The 18333-nt window shown below is 64.9% G+C and carries 13 protein-coding genes, 1 pseudogene and 1 riboswitch; of the genes and pseudogenes, 5 read left to right on the top strand and 9 right to left on the bottom strand.

The window, feature by feature from the left end:
- Positions 1 to 110: 110 nt before the first annotated feature.
- On the top strand, positions 111 to 533 hold the full coding sequence (locus ACKTEK_RS02785) for a nuclear transport factor 2 family protein (RefSeq protein ID WP_409163712.1): 423 nt from the start codon (positions 111 to 113) through the stop codon (positions 531 to 533).
- Positions 534 to 536: 3 nt separating this feature from the next.
- Here ACKTEK_RS02785 and ACKTEK_RS02780 read toward each other — a convergent pair whose 3' ends face one another.
- On the bottom strand, positions 537 to 1247 hold the full coding sequence (locus ACKTEK_RS02780) for a GntR family transcriptional regulator (RefSeq protein ID WP_409163711.1): 711 nt from the start codon (positions 1245 to 1247) through the stop codon (positions 537 to 539).
- Between the two features lie 90 nt (positions 1248 to 1337).
- On the bottom strand, positions 1338 to 3542 hold the full coding sequence (locus ACKTEK_RS02775) for a cytochrome P450 (RefSeq protein WP_409163710.1): 2205 nt from the start codon (positions 3540 to 3542) through the stop codon (positions 1338 to 1340).
- A gap of 197 nt (positions 3543 to 3739) precedes the next feature.
- Positions 3740 to 3946: riboswitch (cobalamin riboswitch) on the top strand.
- 117 nt (positions 3947 to 4063) lie between these two features.
- Between ACKTEK_RS02775 and ACKTEK_RS02770 the strand changes: the two genes are divergently transcribed.
- The gene (locus ACKTEK_RS02770) at positions 4064 to 4375 is read left to right on the top strand and encodes a hypothetical protein (RefSeq protein ID WP_409163709.1); all 312 of its coding nucleotides are present in this window, start codon (positions 4064 to 4066) and stop codon (positions 4373 to 4375) included.
- 20 nt (positions 4376 to 4395) lie between these two features.
- Here ACKTEK_RS02770 and metH read toward each other — a convergent pair.
- A pseudogene (metH, locus tag ACKTEK_RS02765) lies at positions 4396 to 8170 on the bottom strand (methionine synthase).
- 260 nt (positions 8171 to 8430) lie between these two features.
- Between metH and ACKTEK_RS02760 the strand changes: the two are divergent.
- On the top strand, positions 8431 to 9357 hold the full coding sequence (locus ACKTEK_RS02760) for a LysR family transcriptional regulator (protein WP_409163708.1): 927 nt from the start codon (positions 8431 to 8433) through the stop codon (positions 9355 to 9357).
- 98 nt (positions 9358 to 9455) lie between these two features.
- The gene (locus tag ACKTEK_RS02755; RefSeq protein ID WP_409163707.1) at positions 9456 to 10040 is read left to right on the top strand and encodes a UbiX family flavin prenyltransferase; all 585 of its coding nucleotides are present in this window, start codon (positions 9456 to 9458) and stop codon (positions 10038 to 10040) included.
- On the opposite strand, the gene ACKTEK_RS02750 is transcribed toward ACKTEK_RS02755, so the two are convergent.
- From ACKTEK_RS02750 to ACKTEK_RS02740, 3 genes are read right to left on the bottom strand one after another with little or no spacing between them, the layout of a single operon-like run.
- The gene (locus ACKTEK_RS02750) at positions 10037 to 10537 is read right to left on the bottom strand and encodes a TIGR02444 family protein (RefSeq protein ID WP_409163706.1); all 501 of its coding nucleotides are present in this window, start codon (positions 10535 to 10537) and stop codon (positions 10037 to 10039) included. The genes ACKTEK_RS02755 and ACKTEK_RS02750 overlap by 4 nt on opposite strands.
- Position 10538: 1 nt before the next feature.
- Positions 10539 to 12461 carry a TRAP transporter permease gene (locus ACKTEK_RS02745; RefSeq protein ID WP_409163705.1) on the bottom strand — a complete coding sequence of 641 codons (1923 nt, stop codon included), beginning with the start codon at positions 12459 to 12461 and terminating at the stop codon, positions 10539 to 10541.
- A gap of 14 nt (positions 12462 to 12475) precedes the next feature.
- Entirely contained in the window at positions 12476 to 13474 is a 999-nt protein-coding gene (locus ACKTEK_RS02740; RefSeq protein ID WP_409163704.1) for a TAXI family TRAP transporter solute-binding subunit, read from the bottom strand.
- A 210-nt stretch (positions 13475 to 13684) separates the two neighbouring features.
- Here ACKTEK_RS02740 and ACKTEK_RS02735 point away from each other — a divergent pair, with 210 nt between their 5' ends.
- The gene (locus ACKTEK_RS02735; protein ID WP_409163703.1) at positions 13685 to 15073 is read left to right on the top strand and encodes a UbiD family decarboxylase; all 1389 of its coding nucleotides are present in this window, start codon (positions 13685 to 13687) and stop codon (positions 15071 to 15073) included.
- Between the two features lie 12 nt (positions 15074 to 15085).
- On the opposite strand, the gene ACKTEK_RS02730 is transcribed toward ACKTEK_RS02735, so the two are convergent.
- Genes ACKTEK_RS02730 through ACKTEK_RS02720 form a run of 3 tightly spaced genes read right to left on the bottom strand, consistent with a single transcriptional unit; the run spans position 15086 to position 18332 of the window.
- Positions 15086 to 15928 (bottom strand): helix-turn-helix transcriptional regulator, encoded by an 843-nt coding sequence (locus ACKTEK_RS02730; protein ID WP_409163702.1) that lies wholly within the window; start codon positions 15926 to 15928, stop codon positions 15086 to 15088.
- Positions 15929 to 15959: 31 nt separating this feature from the next.
- Positions 15960 to 16775 (bottom strand): enoyl-CoA hydratase/isomerase family protein, encoded by an 816-nt coding sequence (locus ACKTEK_RS02725; RefSeq protein WP_409163701.1) that lies wholly within the window; start codon positions 16773 to 16775, stop codon positions 15960 to 15962.
- A gap of 24 nt (positions 16776 to 16799) precedes the next feature.
- Complete coding sequence (locus tag ACKTEK_RS02720; RefSeq protein ID WP_409163700.1) at positions 16800 to 18332, bottom strand: AMP-binding protein; 1533 nt, start codon at positions 18330 to 18332, stop codon at positions 16800 to 16802.
- Position 18333 lies beyond the last annotated feature (1 nt).

The raw sequence follows: 18333 nt of genomic DNA, 5'->3' as shown, positions 1-18333 counted from the left end.
CCACGGCATTGACCAGATTGCATGCAATTATTGCATAAAATAATTGCATGCAATCTTGTGCCCGGCGTGCTTTCTGAGACGACAGTCAATCAAGATGCGGAGGTATGAACATGGCCGTGGATACAGCCGTGACGGCGAGCGAACTTTCCCCGGACGCGGAAACCGTGCGCGCCTACCTTGAAGCGTCCATGGTGCCGGACCCGGAACGAGCCGCGACCTACATGGCGCAGGGCGTGAAGATCACCTTCACCGGCGGGCGCGTCTTCAGCCATCCCACCGGACCCGCACAGTTTAACGGCATGCGCTACAAGTGGGTCAAGAAGCGGATGGACCGCTTCGACGTCGCTCATTGCGACGACGGCACCGTCGTCTACAGCGTCGGCACGCTCTACGGCGAATGGCCGGACGGCACCCCCTTCGAGGGCAACCGGTACATCGACCGGTTTCTCGTGCAGGACGGCAAGATCGTCGAGATGGACGTGTGGAACGACAGCGCCGAACGCATCCTGGAAATGCGCGGGATCGTGGCCTAGGCGCTACTCGTCCAGCCGGATCGGACGGGCGTAGGGCTCCAGCGCATCGAGATAGACATGCGCGCTGGCCTCCGCCTGCTTGATGAGCGCGCGGTCGGCAACGGCCGCCAAGTGCGAGCGCATCAGCTTCTGCGCCTTGGCCGTGTTGCCGGATTCCAGCGCCGCAACGATTTCCTTGTGCTCCTGGATACCGCAATCAGTGGAATGCGGCCGCGCGAACATCGCCAGCGTCAGCCCGCAGCGATAGGCGATCTCCTCGACATAACGCAGCAGCACCGGGCTTCCGGTCAACTTCGCCATGAGAATATGGAACTCGGTGGCCAGCCGGATCGACACCGGCTCGCTTTGCCCTTCGGCGGCAATCTCGCGGGCGATGTGGGCTTCCAGTTCGGCCTTCTGTTCGGCCGAGAAGCTCTCCGCAATACGGATCACCACGAGATCCTCGATCTGGCAGCGCAATTCGAACAGGTCCCGGGCTTCTTCCATGCTCGGCGTGGCAACCGACGCACCCCGGTTGCGGCGCAGCTCCACCAGCCCTTCGGCGGCGAGTCGCTCCAGCGCCTGGCGAACCAGCGTGCGGCTCGCGCCGAAGCGTTCGCCGAGCGAATCCTCCGGCAACTTCATGCCCGGCAGAAGCACACGCTCGAGGATCGCCGAGCGAAGGGCGGAGCAAATCTTCTCGGATCGGTTCTGGCTGGCAGGCGCGGGGTTCATGAATCGCCTTATAGACGAGACTTGCCCCGCTTCGCACCTGTTGGTTGGCCCGCGGTGGCGCACAAACATTGGGCGCTTCGCAAACGCGACCTAGCGTGCGTGCCAGCGCATCGGCACCGGCGAGAGGATCGCCGTCGAGAAACAGTTCGGGCTGCCCACGTCGATGTCATCTGTGAGCGACTCGAGCTTCCAGCGCCGCAGGATGAACACCAGCGCGCGTGACAGGATGATCCGGGCGAGCGCCTGGCCGAGACATTTCGACGGCCCGCCACCGAAGGGCATGTAACTGCCGCCGGATCGGATACCGCCATGTTCGAAGCGGTCCGGATCGAACCGCAGCGGGTCTTCGAAATTATCCGGGTCCGTATGCAGCGAGATCAGGTCGATCAGCACATGGTCGCCGGAGCGCACGAGCAGGCCGCTCGGCAGGCGTTCATCGCTGCGGGCCGAGCGGGTCAGCATCCACTCCGCTGGATGCAGGCGGTGGACCTCTTCGAGGAAACGGTTCAGCCGCGTCAGGGTCTTGGTGTCGCGGCCGCCGTATTCACCCGGCGTCCCGGCGTTTTCGATCTCCTCCACGATCTGCGCCTGCAGATCGGGGTTCGTTCCCAGCCTGTGCAGCGCGATTGCCATCGTGACCGCCACCGGCTCGCAGGCTGCCTGATACAGCATCACGCATTCCCGGCCGATATCACGCCGGCTCAGTGCCCCGCCCTCATCCGCCTGGGCAATCATGCGCTCCATGAACGAAAGCGGTTGCGAGCCGTCAGCTTCCTCGGCGAAGCTTTCAAACAGCCGGTCCAACTGGCGTTCGTTGGCTGCGATCACACGGCGCGCCCGCGTCGGTATCCAATGCGGCAGAGGAATCGCCGACCGGAGAATGCGCACGCCGTAACTGTTCGATTTCGACGTCAGGTCATCAAGCCGCGCGAGCTTCTCCGCGGACCGGCTGCCGAAGACAATGCCGCCGGCAATCGCGATATTGGCCGCGCGAATGCGCGTCACGACGTCCGCCACGTCACCGCCCGCAAAGCCCCCGAAGTGGTCCATCAACACGTCTTCGACGAGCGTGCCGTAGCCCGCGATATCGCGCGGCGCAAAGGCCGAAGCGAGTTGCGCGCGAACCGTATCGCGTCGCGGATAGCCGGTGCCCAGCAACGCGCCTGCAAAGGTGGTCGACGTGATGCCGGCGGGCTGGAAAGCCTTCGTCTCGTTCGCCAGCACGTGGCGGATGTCGCTCGGCCGTTTCAACAGGTAGCTGCGCCGTTGCAGGTCGAGACGCACGGCGCGATTGGAATTCGCCAGCGACTTGCCGCTGAAGCGAACCGGGTTCGCGTGGAACGCGCGCATGTGTCCCAAGAATGGATGCCGGGGCAGATGCGTCACCGGCCCCTCGCCCGCGCCCATGGCTGCACGCGCGAGGCTGACGAGAAAGCGGCGCAACTGGCGCCACGACAGCAAAATGCGCGGTGTGGCGCGCACTGCCCGCAGGTAGCTGCGCCAGGCGAGCGAATGCCAACCGGCTCGGTGGTAGGCGCGGCTGCGCTCACGCTCCAGGAAGCCGACAAAGTCGTCGCGCCGAGCCATCGCCTCGGGCGGCAGAATGGCCGGATCGAACAGCACGTCCGCAAGTTTGAGGCCGGACGCGTGAATGTAGTCGACGTTCTCCCGCAGCCGTCCTTCATGCGCGAAGACGTCGAGCGTGACGTGCGGGCAAAGCACGGCGCCGCGCAGCAGGCCGAGCCCGAGGATCGCGAGGTCCATGCTGGTGGGGAAGTCGTCGTCGCTCCGGTCGAAGGCTTTCAGCAGCTCCGCATCGATCAGTCCGCCGGCGACGGGTGCCCGCAACCGCCCAGAGGCGAAGTTCGCGAAATCGGTGAGCGGGTCACCGGACAGTCGCGGTGTCGGTTCTTCGGCAGAGGTCCCCGACCGTTCGTCAATCGCGCAAATGCGCCCGAGAACGAGAGCGCAGTCGGGGTTGGCTTGTGCGGTCTCGTGCAGGTTGGCCAGCGCCCCGGGGCGCAGCCGGTCATCGGCATCAACGAAGACGATCCACGGTGCGTGCGCCATGTGGACACCGGCGCGGGCCGCGGCAAACGGGCCGGCATGGTCCTGGCGATGAAAGCGGATCCGCTCGCCATAGGACGCGGCAATCACGGCGGTGTCGTCCTGTGAGCCATCGTCCACGACGATCAGCTCGAAGCCGTCGAAGTCCTGCGACAGGACCGAGTCGATCGCCCGGCGAAGGTACTGGCCGTAGTTGTGGGTGATGATGACCACAGAACAGGGGGGCAATTCCGGCGACACGCGATCGGCACCCTTGCAAGACCTGGAGAACGCAACTTGTGACACGCAGCACTGATCGCGGTTCACGGCCGCATGCCCTGCCGGGCCGGGACACTAGTGGAAGTGTCGGAACGGCACCAGTTGCATTTGACGCAACCACCCTCTGCCCATCGGCGGATTGACGTGGACAATCGTCGCTGAATCGTGAGAGCTTCACCGGCGATGGTGTCCGGTTCTTGTTGAGCCGGCTGAAAAGGGAACGCGGTGCGGGCGACATGCCCAATTCCGTGACTGCCCCCGCAACTGTGAGCGGTGAGCGATCCTGATATTCACCACTGGGCCACAAGCCCGGGAAGGTTCAGGAAAGCTGCGACCCGCAAGTCAGGAGACCTGCCATCTCCGGCGCGAGCCTCGCGCCGCAGTCACCTTGAACCGGGCGGGGTGCCCCCGGAGCGGAGACGCGGATGGACCTGACCGGCCTGCCGACATCGCCGTTTCCTGCAAGCCCCGCCGCAAGCGCGGAGGGCGCGATGTTTCTACGACGCACGATCTCACAACTCGACATAGGCCCGGTTACGCCGGAGCGCGCTCAGGAGATGGCGCAACTGGGGTTCCTGCAATGGCTCGCCGGACGCCCGGCAAAGGCCGATCACCGCAGCGAGGCGCTCGATGCCTACGCGGTCGCGCGACCGCTGGCGCAAGGCTCACCGGCCATCGCTGCGTTCTGCGACCTGCTTCTCGCCGCGACGAAGACGCCGGTGTACGGGCTGCCGATCCGGCTGCCGACACGCCAACGGCGCGGCGGCGCACAGGCGCGCCGCGCCTGGCGAAGCTGCCATTAGTTCAGACGTCGACGTGAAACCTACTCGGCGGCGGCCTTGGTGCCGCCGTCGGGCCGATAGTTGAGGATGGGGGCAAGCCAGCGCTCGGCTTCTTCCACGTCCATGCCCTTGCGGGCGGCATAGTCCTCAACCTGGTCGCGCTCCACCTTGGCGACGCCGAAATAGTACGCATCCGGGTGGCCGATATAGAGGCCGGACACCGATGACCCCGGCCACATGGCCATGCTCTCGGTCAGTTCGACTCCGGTCTTCGCCTTGGCATCGAGCAGGCGGAACAGCGTCGTCTTCTCGGTGTGGTCCGGCTGGGCCGGGTAGCCCGGTGCCGGGCGAATGCCGCGGTAGGGTTCGGCGATCAGTTCCTCCGGCGTGAAGCGCTCGTCCGGCGCGTAACCCCAGAACTCGCGGCGCACGCGCTGGTGCAACATCTCCGCCATCGCCTCGGCGAAGCGGTCGGCCAGCGCCTTGACCATGATCGAGTCGTAGTCGTTGCCAGCCTTCTCGAACTTTTCGGCGATCCCGATTTCTTCCGGCCCTGCCGTGACGACGAAGCCGCCGATCCAGTCCGGCGTGCCTTCAGGCGCGAGGAAATCGGCCAGCGCGACATTGGGGCTGTTCTTGCGCTTGGAGGTCTGCTGGCGAAGCGTGTGGAGCGTTTCCAGCGTCTCGGCTCGCGAGGCATCCTTGTAGAGGCGGATATCGTCCCCCACCCGGTTGGCGGGCCAGAAGCCTGCCACCGCACGCGGCCCGAACCACTTCTCCCCGATGATGCGCTGAAGCATGGAGCGAGCGTCGGAGAACAGGTTGCGCGCGGCCTCACCATACTTCTCGTCTTCGAGGATGCGCGGATAGACGCCCTTCAGTTCCCAGGTGCGGAAGAACGGCGTCCAGTCGATGTAGCGCGCGATCTCGGCGAGGTCCCAGTCCTCGATGACGCGGGTGCCTGTGAAGGCAGGCTCCTTCGCCTCGTAGTCGCTCCAGTCGGCCTGAAAGGCATTCTTGCGAGCAGCCGCAAGCGGCAGACGCGACTTGGCCTGCTCGTTGCGCTCGTGGCGGTCAGCGACTTCCGCGTATTCCTTGCGGATATTCTCGATATAGGTGACGCGCTGGTTGGCACTCATCAGCGAGGACACCACACCCACCGCGCGACTGGCATCTGTGACGTAGACCGCCTGGCTGCGGGTATAGCGCGGCGCGATCTTCACCGCCGTGTGGACCTTCGAGGTCGTCGCACCGCCGATCAGCAGCGGAATGTCGAAGCCCTCGCGCTCCATCTCTGCGGCCAGATGCGCCATCTCGTCGAGCGAGGGCGTGATGAGACCGGAGAGACCGATCACGTCGACGTTCTGCGCCTTGGCTTCCTCGAGGATCTTCTGCGGCGGAACCATGACGCCAAGGTCGATGATCTCGTAGTTGTTGCAGGCCAGCACGACGCCGACGATGTTCTTGCCGATATCGTGGACGTCGCCCTTCACGGTCGCCATCAGGACGCGGCCCGCGGTATCGCGCCCGCCGCTCTTTTCCGCTTCCATGTATGGCAGCAGCACGCTGACCGCCTGCTTCATCACGCGGGCGGATTTCACCACCTGCGGCAGGAACATCTTGCCCGCGCCGAACAGGTCGCCGACCACGTTCATGCCCGCCATCAGCGGGCCTTCGATGACCTCCAGCGGCTTGTCGGCGGCAAGCCGCGCTTCCTCGGTGTCTGCCTCCACGAATTCGGTGATGCCGTTGACGAGCGCATGCTCCAGACGCTTCTCGACCGGCCATTCGCGCCACTTGAGATCGCGCTTCTTTTCCTCGCGCTTGTCGCCGCGAAACCGCTCGGCCAGTTCCAGCAGGTTCTCGGTGGCGGTGCCGCCGGATTTCGGCTGCCGATTGAGGACGACGTCCTCGCAGGCCTCGCGCAGGTCCGGGTCTATCTGGTCGTAGACCGCAAGCTGACCAGCGTTGACGATGCCCATGTCCATGCCGGCATTGATGGCGTGGTAGAGGAACACCGCGTGCATCGCCTCGCGCACGGGATCGTTGCCACGAAAGCTGAAGGACAGGTTCGAGACACCACCCGACACGTGGCAGTGCGGCAGGTTCTCGCGGATCCAGCGCGTCGCCTCGATGAAGTCCACGCCGTAATTGTCGTGTTCCTCGATACCGGTCGCGACCGCGAAGATATTGGGATCGAAGATGATGTCCTCGGGCGGGAAGCCGACCTGCTCGGTCAGGATCTTGTAGGCGCGGGCGCAGATTTCCGTCTTGCGCTCGAAGCTGTCGGCCTGCCCCTGCTCGTCGAACGCCATGACGACCACCGCCGCACCATAGGCGAGGCAAAGCCCGGCTTGGTGCAGGAAGGCTTCCTCGCCTTCCTTCATCGAGATGGAGTTCACCACCGACTTGCCCTGCACGCACCGAAGGCCGGCCTCGATCACTTCCCACTTGGAACTGTCGATCATGACCGGGACGCGCGCGATATCGGGTTCGACGGCGACGAGGTTGAGGAACTCGACCATGGCCTGGGCGGAGTCGATCAACCCCTCGTCCATGTTGACGTCGATGATCTGCGCGCCGTTCTCGACCTGGTCGCGGGCGACGTCGAGGGCGGCTGCATAGTCGCGGTTGGTGATCAGCTTGCGGAAGCGCGCCGAGCCGGTGACGTTCGTCCGCTCGCCGACATTCACAAAGGGGATGTCCTGCGTCAGGACGAAGGGTTCAAGGCCGGAGAGGCGAAGCAGCGGTTTACGCATTGGCCGCCTCCCGTTCCTCGCCCGCCGATATGCGGCGCGGTGCGTGGCCCTCGACATGTTCGGCAATGGCGCGGATGTGTTCCGGCGTGGTGCCGCAGCAGCCGCCAACGACATTGACCAGCCCTTCGCGCGCAAAGGTCTCCACCTGCTTCGCCGTTTCTTCCGGCCCCTCGTCATAGGCGCCGAAGGCATTGGGCAGCCCGGCATTGGGATAGGCGCAGACGAGCGTATCTGCGACGCTGGCGAGTTCGGCCAGATGCGGGCGCATGGCGCTCGCCCCCAGCGCGCAGTTCAGCCCGATGGTGAAGGGGCGCGCATGGCGCACCGAGTACCAGAAGGCGGTCGGCGTCTGGCCCGACAGCGTGCGGCCCGAGGCATCCGTGATGGTGCCGGAAATCATGATGGGAAGGCGCTGGCCGGCGTTCTCGAAGGCTTCGAAACAGGCAAACAGCGCAGCTTTTGCGTTCAGGGTATCGAAGATGGTCTCGATCAGGATCAGGTCGGACCCGCCCTCGATCAGACCGCGCACCTGCTGGCCATAGGCCTCGCGCAACTGGTCGAAGGTCACGGCGCGGTAGCCCGGATCGTTGACGTCGGGGCTGATGGAGGCGGTGCGGTTCGTCGGCCCGACGGCGCCCGCGACCCAGCGCTGCCGGCCATCTTCCTTCGTGGCCCGGTCCATGGCACGGCGGGCGACGCGCGCGCCTTCCACGTTGAGGTCGTGCACGGCGGCTTCCAGCCCGTAGTCGGCCTGCGCGATGACGGTGGAGGAGAACGTGTTCGTCTCCACGATGTCGGACCCGGCGATGGCGTAGTTGTAGTGGATTTCCTCAACCGCGTCGGGCTGCGTCAGGATCAGCAGGTCGTTGTTGCCCTTCTGGGGCAAGTCGGACTTGTGCTCGCATTCGCGCCCGCCCTTGCCCTGGAACGCCTCCTCGTCGAGCGCGAGGTTCTGGATCTGCGTGCCCATCGCGCCGTCGAGGACCAGTATCCGCTCGGCGGCTGCCTTGCCCAGCGCCTCGAAGGCGGGGCTTTTGGGCAGGTTTCGTTGCTGCATGTGCCTTTCGCCACGTCCGCATCCGGCCGGGCGTCCCGTTGATCTTGCTGAATGTACGATCGGTACGGCACCAAATCGCACCGCCGCGCGTCATGTCAACATCTATATAAAGAAATGTTTATATCCTTATGCGAGAAGCTGGCTTCCCGTCGCCTCTTGCCTTCCGGCACGTGCCGTATCCGCTTAGGCATTGCGCGGCGCTTCCCCACTTGCTCAAACCTATTGCGATCCGTTATGGCTTCATCCAAGGGAGGCCGGTCATGGAATTGCGGCAGATCCAGTATTTCGTCGCCGTCTACGAACAGGGTTCGGTCACCAGGGCGGCGCAGCGACTGAACGTCGTGCAGCCGGCGTTGAGCCAGCAGGTGTCGAAGCTCGAGGATGAGCTTGGCCGGAAGCTGTTCCAGCGCACGCCCAAGGGCATGGTCGCAACGCGCGCCGGCGAGGAAGCCTATGGCTACTTCTCGACGATCCTCCAGGACATGGAAACGGCGCGCCGCAACATCATGAACGAGTCCGGTGTCGTCAGCGGCAGCGTGGCCATCGGCGTCGTGTCCTCCGTGGTCCACAACGCGCTGGGCGAAACGCTACGCAGCTTCTCGCGCAAGTTTCCCGAGGTCACCGTGCGCGCGACCGGCGGATACACGACCGAGTTGACCGACATGCTCAACAGCGGCGAACTCGACGTGGTCATCGTCAACGCCGCGCCGCAGGTGAACAAGCGCGACATGACCGACATCGTGACGGAAGACCTGGCGCTGATCGGTTCGACGAAGAACGCGAAACGGTTTCGCGGCCCGGTCACGCTGGAGGCGCTCGGCGAGGTCTCCCTCGTGATGCCGACCCAGCGCCACGGGCTGCGGCACATCATCGACCGGGCAGCCGCTGCCCAGCAGGTGTCGCTTTCGCCCCAGATCGAGGTCGACGAGATCAAGACCATCGAGGACCTCGTGCGCTCGACCGAATACTTCACGATCCTGCCGCCCATCGCCATGCACCGGATGCTGGCCAAGGGGCAGCTCACCGCCCGCCAGATCACACCGCGCATTCCCCGCCGGCTCGTCTACGTCACCCACCCGAACCGGCCGCTGACGACAGCCGCGCAGTTGCTCGTGGACGAAGTGCGCGAGCGGATGATCGACGCGCTGCATGACCTCGGCATGAGCCTCGAAGGCGCTGCGCGATGACGCTTGTCCATAGCGACACGCGATAGCGGGCATCGCGTCATGTTTCTTGTGCACCGGCTCCAGGCGGCGGACATTGTGAGCTGCAACCAGAGGTCCGAATGACGAAACCCGACCGCATCATCGTGGGCATATCCGGCGCCTCCGGCGTGATCTACGGAATCCGGCTTCTCGAACTCCTCAAAGGCTTGGATATCGAGACGCATCTCGTCATGTCGCGTTCGGCGGAGATCACCGTCGCCCACGAGACGCGCTGGAAGATCGCCGACATCAAGGCGCTGGCCGACACCTGCTACAAACAGGAGGACATCGGCGCGTCGATCTCCAGCGGGTCGTTCGTCACGCGCGGCATGATCATCGCGCCCTGCTCGATACGCACCGCATCGGAAATCGCGACGGGCGTCACCTCGACGCTGCTGACGCGCGCCGCCGACGTGGTGCTGAAGGAGCAGCGCAAGCTGCTGCTGATGGTGCGGGAATCGCCGCTGCACCTGGGCCACCTGCGCACGCTGGCGAACCTGTCAGAAATGGGGGCGGTCATCGCGCCGCCCGTCCCGGCCTTCTATGCCAACCCGCAATCGCTCGACGACATGATCGGTCACACGCTTGGCCGCGCCATGGACCAGTTCGGGCTGGATACCGGCACCGTCCACCGTTGGAAGGACGACGGCGGGACGAACGCCTAGCGGCAGCGCGTCACGAGATCGGCGACGAGGCTTTCAGCGTCGTTGCCGTCAGGGTCCGGCTTGCAGAATAGCATCGCATTCGCTGCCATCACCGCATCGGGGTCGGCCGTCGAAGCCGTGAAGAGCCGGTCGCGCTGCGCATCGAACAGCGCTTGCAGCAGCACTTGTTCGAGCCGTTCGGCCTCGATCTCGCTCTTCTGGATTGCGGCGCGCAGGGCGTCACGCGCTTCTGGATCGGGGAAGTCCCGGTTCTTTAGCGAGCGGCGCACACCGCGCAGCGGTACAACCGCTTGCGCGTGCCAGTCAGCGACCGCTTCCGTGATCTCGCCAGCCGCCTGCTGCCCGGAAATGGCCAGTTGCTGGCTGCCCGTCCACAGTGCAAACAGCACGAGATTGATGTCGGCGCGGTGCTCGTCCTGCAGCCTGAGACAGAGCGGCTGTACGCCATCGCGCCCGTAGCGGTCGAGTGAAAAGCGCCACAGGTCCGCTGCGCTCATCTCACTCGCCCGCGCCTGCTTCGCGCGCCGGCTCGGTGTTGCCGCGTGTTGCCCACACGGCCGCGATGGCGAGCACCAGCACAGCCATTCCCGCGATGGTGACCCACAAGCCCGGCAGCACGTTGAAGATGCCGATGGCCGCGAAGCCGAGACGCTCCAGCTTGCCGAGCGGGCGCAACAGCCAGCCGATGACGGCGACCGCGACACCGAACAGCCCGGCGCAGATGTTGACCATGCCCGTCACCGTGTCGAGCGGTGTGCCGAGCAGCAGGATGCCCGGATGCACGATGGCGACGAAGGGAATGATGAACCCGGGCAGCGACAGCGCGAAGGCCCGCCAGCCGGTTTCGGAGGCCGACTCTCCGGTGATCGCCGCGGCCGCGTAGGCCGCAAGCGCAACGGGCGGCGTCACCATGGAGAGGATGGCGAAGTAGAACACGAAGAAGTGCGCGACCAGCGGCTCCACATTCAGGGCCGAGAGGCTCGGGACAAGCAGCACGGCGGCCATGATGTAGGCCGAGGTGGTGGGCATCCCGGCGCCAAGCACAAGGCTCGCCAGCATGGTGAGAACCAGCAGGATCGGCACGCTGCCGCCGGAGATCGCGATCATCAGGCTGGTGAACTTCGTACCCAGTCCCGTGAAGGAAATCACGGCGACGACGACACCGGCCAGCGCGCAGGGCAGTGCCACGGTGACGGCGCGTTGCGCGGTGACGGCGAGTGCCTCGAAAAGCGCGACGATTGGTTGCCGGGTGACGCCGCGCAGCATGCCCAGCACGATGGTTCCGGCGGATGCCTCGATGGCTGCGATCTCGACCGGGAATCCGCCGACGATGCGAAACGCCAGCCAGCCGAGCGGCAGCAAGAGATGGCCGCGCTCCAGCAACACCTGGCGGACGGGGACCTGCGCGATGTTGTCGACGGAGACACCGCGTCGGCGTGCTTCAAGGTCCACCATCAGCAGCAGCGCGAAGTAGTAGGCGATGGCAGGCGCAATCGCTGCGAACACGATGGTCTGGTACGGGATGCGCAGGAAGTCGGCCATGATGAAGGCCGCAGCCCCCATGACCGGCGGCACGAGCTGCGCACCGGTGGAGGCCGCTGCCTCGACACCGCCTGCGAACCGCGCGTTGTAGCCGCTCTGGCGCATGAGCGGGATTGTGAAGATGCCGGTGCTCATGACATTGGCGACCGCGCTGCCCGACACGCTGCCAAGCAGGCCGGAGGCGAGCACGGCGGACTTGGCCGGACCGCCAACACGACGGCCGGTCAGCGCCAGCGCCAGGTCGATGATCATGCGGCCTCCGCCGAACACGTCATAGATCGCGGCAAAGAGGATGAAATAGAAGACGGTCGTGACCGAAACGCCGACCGGCACGCCGAAGATGCCGTTGAGCGAGAGGAACTGCGCGTCGATAAAACGCTCGATGCCGGTGTAGCGATGGGCAAGGTCGCCGGGCAGGTAGGGGCCGGCGAAGAAATAGACGACGAAGATGGCCGCAAAGACGGCGAGACCCACGCCCAGAAGGCGGTAGGCGGCATAGAACAGCAGCGCCAGCAGCAGCAGGCCGAAGGCATAGTCCTGCGGGCGCACGTCATCGAGGCCAACGATGCGGTCCTGCATCAGGAAGTCGGCGTTGAACGCGATGAAGATGCCGGGCGCCAGCGCAACCACACAGAGCAGGTAGTCAACCCATTTGCGGATGCCCTGCTCGCGCGCCGCAAGGCCCGCAAGGCCGACGGAAATCGCGAACACCACGTGCGTGGCGCGCTGGGTCATCGTGTCAATGGACGGGTACAGCGAGAAGGCAACCTGGAGAAGGCTCCAGGCGATGGCCAGAATCGCGACGGGAACGGCGAGATCAACCCACCGTTCCCGAACGCTTTTCGGCGCGGACTGCAAGGGTTCCACGGCTTCACTCATGTTGGACTGGAGCCTTACTCGATCCAGCCACGTTCCTTGAAGTACTTTTTCGCGCCCTCGTGGAGCGCGATGCCGTTGACTTCCTCACGCCAGACTTCACCCGCCTCGCAGTCGAAGTTCTTCAGCGCGTTGTGGGCTGCCTGAAGCTTGGCGGTGTTCTCGCAGATCGTCTTGACGACGAGATACGCGTGATCTTCCGACATGTCCTCGCTGGTGAAGAGCATGGTGGTCGAACCGGGAAGCTTCAGCTCCTTGTCCTGTCCGGGGAACGTCCCGGCGGGCAGGGTTGCCTGGCTCCAGCCATAGGTCGAGGTCATCTCGTCGAGCGTTTCCTGCGACGGCTGCAGGTAGGTCATCTTCTGGGTCTGGCCCATCTCGGTAATGGCCGGGTGGCCGACCGTGACAACCTGGATGAAGACGTCGGCGGTGTCGCTGGCAAAGCGGCTCTTGACCATGTCGAAGGAGCCGAATTCGTAGGAGCCACCGGCAGCGGCCAGTTCGTCTTCACCGGCACCGACAAGACCCAGCATCTGCTGGCCACCGAGCGAGCCGAGGCTGCCCTTGCGAAGCAGCACGACGCGTGCCTTCGGCTTGGCTTCGAGCATCGCCTTCAGGTCCGCCGGGTTTTCGCCATCGGCGACGGGAAGGAGGTAGTACTGATCGAGACCGCCGAGCAGGGCGCGCAGGCCGGTCAGCGGCTCTTCATAGGCGTGCTTGCCCTCGGTGGCCCAGGTGTTCACCGTCGCGATGCCGAGCGCCAGATTGGCCTTACCGGTCGAGACGAGCAGCGGGTTGCCCGTGCCGCCCGCGATCGGGGGCGTGTCCACGGTCGAGCCTTCGGGAAGCGCTTCGCGAAGAACCTCGCCGATGTTGACGCCGTAGACGTACCAACTCGAGCCCTGAATGAACGAGCCGAGCGTCCAGTTCACCGGTTCGTCGGCCTGCGCGGCACTTGCCATCATCAGGCCTGCGCCGGCGGCGCACGACGCCAGGTACTTGATCAGATTGCGCATGTATTCCTCCAGTTCTTGTTCATTTCGCGAGACATGCAGAGGAACCGACTATAGAGCCTGCGCGAGGCGAGAACCGGGTTCGGGCCGCCGGGATTTGCCTTCAAGTCTCAAAAACCAACGGTGCGAATGCCCGCTTTGTGGTCAGGCACCGGGGCCTTGGGTAAACCGAACGGATCGGGCGTCTTCGACGCCGGCAACCGAGAGGCCAGCATGTCCACAGCCCCCTTCCACGACCTGCGGCCATGGCTGCGCCACCTGGCCGAAACGGATCGGCTGACGATCACCAAGCCGGGGGTCAAGCTGAAGCACGAGGTCGCAGCCATCGCCAAGCGGCTGCAACACGATTCCGCTGTTCTTTGCCCTTCGCCGGACGGACACGACATTCCCGTCATGGCCAATCTGCTGTGCCATCGAAGCTGGTTTGCCGAAGCGCTTGGTGTCTCTGAATCCGACCTGCTGGAACGCTACCGCACAGCCGCCGAGAACCCGATTGCCTGCAACGAGGTGAGCGAGGCACCGGCGCAGGAAGTCGTGCACGAGGAAGTCGACATCAACCGGCTACTGCCCGTGCCGACCCACAACGAACTCGACAGCGGCCCCTACATCACCGCCGCCCTGCTGATCTCGCGCAACCCGCGCACCGGCGAGCAGAACGTCGCCATTCACCGCTGCCAGGTGTCCGGCCCGAACCGCATCGGCCTGCTGCTGCTGCCACGTCACACGCTGGCATTCCACCGCGTGGCTGAAGAAGCCGGCGATGCGCTCGACGTGGCGCTGGTCATCGGCATCGATCCGCTGACGCTGCTCTCTTCGCAGGCCATCGCGCCGCTGGGACAGGACGAACTGGAGATTGCCGGTGCGTTGCACGGCAGGTCGCTCGACGTCGTGAAGTGCCGCAGCAACGAGGTGCGCGTTCCCGCCAATTCCGAGATCGTGCTGGAAGGCCGGTTGCTGCCCAAGACGTTCGAACCGGAAGGGCCGTTTGGCGAGTTCCCGCAATATTACGGCGCACGGTCGAACCAGCATGTCATCGAGGTCGATGTCGTCACCCATCGCCGCAACCCGATCTTCCACACCATTCTGGGCGGCGGCATGGAACACCTGTTGCTCGGCGCGGTGCCGCGCGAGGCGACCGTCCTGTCGCTGCTGAAGCGCAGCTTTCCGAACGTGCGCGACGTCCACCTGACGCAGGGCGGTGTTTGCCGGTACGATCTCGTCGTGAAGATTGAAAAGCGCAGCGAGGGCGAAGCCAAGAACGTCATCCTCGGCGCGTTCGGCGCGCACTACGACATCAAGCACGTCACGGTGGTGGATACCGACGTCGACATCCACAATCCCAACGACGTGAAGTGGGCCGTTTCGACGCGCTTCCAGGCCGACCGTGACCTCGTCGTCGTGTCCGGCGCGCAGGGCTCCAAGCTCGATCCTTCGACCGACAAGGGCGTTAGCGCCAAGATGGGGTTGGACGCGACAATTCCGCTGGAGGCCGACGAGTTCACCTTCAAGCGCATCCGCGTGCCCGGCGAAGACGAGGTCGACCTCGACGCTCTGGCGCATCCTGACAGCGCGAGCCTCGTGACACAGATGCTGGGCGACTGAGGCTTCCGGTCTCTAGTGAACCGGCTCGTTCTGGTAGAGCCGCACCGCGTTGCGATACTGGGTCGGCGTCATGCCGATATTGCCCCGGAAGAAGCGGGTGAAATGCGCCTGCATGCTGAAGCCGAGCTTCTCGGCGATGTCGCTGACATTTCCGTCGTCCTCGGCGAGATAACGCACCGCGCGTTCAATCCGCAGGGCATTGAAATAGAGCATCGGCGAAATGCCGATGGTGTTCTGGAAGCCGCGAAAGAGCTGCGCACGCGACAGGCCGGATTCGCGTGCGATCTCCTCCATCGTGAAGGTGCTGCCGATGCTGCATTTCAGCCGGTCGAGCGCCTTGCGGACGCGAAAATCGTTGCAGCCGGACTGTGCGCCACGCCCCGTTCGCCCATGACCGGTCACCACGTCGCACACCAGCTGGTGCAGGCAGTCCAGCCTGTCGCCAATCGCTGACGGATCATCCGTGCTGAGCGAGCAGGCGAGCGCCCTTGCGTCCGACTGGACCGCGCGGCCGGCCCGCGCGAGCGGGTGTGGGAAGAAATCCGGCCCGCCGCTTGCGCCATCCACCCAGCCCATGTCGCGCAGCCATTGCGGGTCCATGTAAAGCGCGAGGATCGAGGTCGGAGCCGCGCAGGCTTGAGGCGTGTAGGCATGGGGCTGCCAGGCATTAACCAGCACCATCGTGTCGTCGGTGAGCGGGCACAACCGGTCACCAACACGGAAGGCGCTGTCGGCGCCTCCTGTCTTGATGAGGATGTGGCAATGGGGATGGGCATGGGACACCAGTCCGCGGTGCATGTGCAGATGCGCAACGCGGCCAAACGGCCCCTGAAAGACGTGCGAAGCTTGTCTCATCGCAACCCTCCCCTGCAATTGCAGCGAGCGCTCAAAGCGTGTCGCTGAAATTGGCCTTCCGCTTTTCGCCGAAGGCGGCGATGCCTTCCTGGTAGTCCTCGGTGCGGCGCAGCTTCTCGTAGGCCTGTCCCTCGACATCCATGCCGACCGTCAGGGTCGCGTCATAGGTGGTGGAGAGAACCTTCTTGATGGTGCGAAGCGCCAGCGGGGAGCCGGCACGCAGCTTCTTGGCCATTTCCATGATGGTCTTGTCCATCTCGGCGGAATCCTCGACCACGCGTGTGATGAGGCCCCAGTCCTTGGCTTCCTGCGCAGGCACCCGAAGCCCGAAGGCCATCATCTCGAAGGCGCGTGTCGTGCCGGCGATGCGCGCGACGCGCTGCGAGCCGCCGCTGCCGGGGATCTGGCCGAGCGTCACTTCCGGCAGGGCCACGACGGTTTCCTTGGTCGCCAGGCGAATGTCGCAGGCCATGGCGAGTTCGAAGCCGACGCCCATGGCGTATTTTTCCATCGCGCAGATGACCGGCTTGGGACAGCGCTCGGGCGCGGCAATCGCCCAGGCGAGGTCGGTCATGCGGTCGAGCGGAATGTCCGGAAACGCCTTCACGTCGCCGCCGGATGTGTAGACACCGTTGGCGCCGCGAATGACGACGACGCGCACATCGTCATCCTCGCTGAAGGCTTCCATGATCGCGTTGATCTGCTGGCGGCCGCGATAGGAAACGATGTTCAGTGGCGGGCGGTCGAAGATCAGGAAACCGATCTTGTTCTCGGTGTCGACCTCGTAGCGCATTCCGTCCAGATCGCGCAGGATCGAACCGCGCAGCTCTGCATAATCCTTGGCCATGATTGTTTCGTCCTTTGTTGCGTTTCAGTTTGTGTCGGTTGACGTCTTGAGCATCCGGCGCAGCAGCTTTCCCGAAGCCGAGCGCGGCAGTGTTTCGACGAAGCGGTATTCACGCGGGCGCTTGAAGCGGGCCAAGCCACTGGCGAGGCAGGCCTCGTCCAGCATCTGTGCCGTCACGCCGTCCTCGTTGGGGATGACGTAGGCCACGACCTTGCTGCCGTAGCGCTCGTCCGGTGCGCCGATGACGGCAGCAGCCGCGACCATCGGCAGGCGCGACAGCACGTCCTCCACCTCTTCGGGATAGATGTTCTCGCCGCCGGAAATGATCATGTCGTCGACACGGCCGACGACGAAGAGATCGCCGTCCTCGTCGAACATTCCGAGATCACCGGTGCGATACCAGCCCGCATGCAGGGACTTCGCGTCGGCATCAGGGCGTTTCCAGTAGCCGGAGAAGGCCTCAGGGCTGGACATGCTGGCAACGATCTCGCCCGTCTCGCCAGCGGGCAGCACCGCGTCGATGTCTTCCGGTGGCGTTTCGGTGGGGACGATGCGCAGCGTCTGGTTCACGCCGGGCCGCCCCGCACAGCCGGGCTTGCGGTCGAGCCAGTCACACACCGCGAAGGTGTAGATCTCGCTGGAGCCGTAGTAGTTCGCGAAGACCTCGGGCTGGAAGCGCTCGCGCACGGCCTGCGTCAGCGCGGTGGTCATGGACATGCCGGCATAGCCCACGTGCGTGAGCGAGCGCATGTCCGCCTTGTCGCAATCGGCGTGGCGCAGGATGTCGTGGAACATGGTCGGCACGAGGAAGGCGCTGTCGATGCGCTCGCGCTCGACCAGCTCGATCACCGTCTGCGGGCTGTAGGCAGGAACGCAGGCAAGCTTGCCGTTGATCATCGCCGTCGACAGCATGATCCGCACGCCCATGGTGTGGAACATCGGCATCACGCCAATGGACGACGCGCCGTAGCGGTAACGGTTGTGGACGAGCTGCGAGAGCGCTGCCATGTGCTCTGCGCGGTGGGAGCGCGGCACGCCCTTCGGCTGCCCTGTCGTGCCGGATGTGTAGAGCATCAGGCAGGTGCTCTCGGCATCCGGTGCAGCAGGTGCATCGACCGGGTCGGCTGACAGCAGGCTTTCGAAGCTGTGGCCCTCGCCCTGCCCGCCCGGACCCACGATGCAGCGTTCCGGCGCAATCGGCAGGTCTGCGAGCGCCTCGCCGATGCGCGCCTCCGGCCCATCGTCGAAGGCGACGGCGACGGCCTCGGAATCTTCAAGGCAGTAGCGAAGTTCGTCGGCGGTGGCGCGCCACGTGATCGGCGTGAAGATCACGCCCAGCATGTGCGAAGCCCAATAGAGGGTCGCGGTCTCGTAGCGGTTGCGCATGACGACGGCGAAATGGTCGCCAGCCTTCAGCCCCATCTCGCGCAGCGCGCCCGTGACGGCACGGATTTCGCCAAGCCACTCGGCATAGGTCCGGCGCGTGTCGCCATCCACGACAGCGAGTGCGTCGGGGCTGCGATTGACTGCGAACTGGAACAGGGTGCCGAGATCCATG

This window comes from Tepidamorphus sp. 3E244 (genome assembly GCF_046159835.1).
In the GTDB taxonomy this organism is placed as follows: Bacteria; Pseudomonadota; Alphaproteobacteria; order Rhizobiales; family Tepidamorphaceae; genus JACKJK01.
This window is presented reverse-complemented; position numbering and strand designations above follow the sequence as displayed.

Coding starts and splice junctions, on each gene's coding strand:
- ACKTEK_RS02755 (WP_409163707.1), top strand. CDS start 9,456: ATGACGAAACCCGACCGCATCATCGTGGGCATATCCGGCGCCTCCGGC.
- ACKTEK_RS02730 (WP_409163702.1), bottom strand. CDS start 15,928: ATGAGACAAGCTTCGCACGTCTTTCAGGGGCCGTTTGGCCGCGTTGCG.
- ACKTEK_RS02735 (WP_409163703.1), top strand. CDS start 13,685: ATGTCCACAGCCCCCTTCCACGACCTGCGGCCATGGCTGCGCCACCTG.
- ACKTEK_RS02770 (WP_409163709.1), top strand. CDS start 4,064: ATGTTTCTACGACGCACGATCTCACAACTCGACATAGGCCCGGTTACG.
- ACKTEK_RS02725 (WP_409163701.1), bottom strand. CDS start 16,775: ATGGCCAAGGATTATGCAGAGCTGCGCGGTTCGATCCTGCGCGATCTG.
- ACKTEK_RS02760 (WP_409163708.1), top strand. CDS start 8,431: ATGGAATTGCGGCAGATCCAGTATTTCGTCGCCGTCTACGAACAGGGT.
- ACKTEK_RS02750 (WP_409163706.1), bottom strand. CDS start 10,537: ATGAGCGCAGCGGACCTGTGGCGCTTTTCACTCGACCGCTACGGGCGC.
- ACKTEK_RS02785 (WP_409163712.1), top strand. CDS start 111: ATGGCCGTGGATACAGCCGTGACGGCGAGCGAACTTTCCCCGGACGCG.
- ACKTEK_RS02720 (WP_409163700.1), bottom strand. CDS start 18,332: ATGGATCTCGGCACCCTGTTCCAGTTCGCAGTCAATCGCAGCCCCGAC.
- ACKTEK_RS02780 (WP_409163711.1), bottom strand. CDS start 1,247: ATGAACCCCGCGCCTGCCAGCCAGAACCGATCCGAGAAGATTTGCTCC.
- ACKTEK_RS02745 (WP_409163705.1), bottom strand. CDS start 12,461: ATGAGTGAAGCCGTGGAACCCTTGCAGTCCGCGCCGAAAAGCGTTCGG.
- ACKTEK_RS02740 (WP_409163704.1), bottom strand. CDS start 13,474: ATGCGCAATCTGATCAAGTACCTGGCGTCGTGCGCCGCCGGCGCAGGC.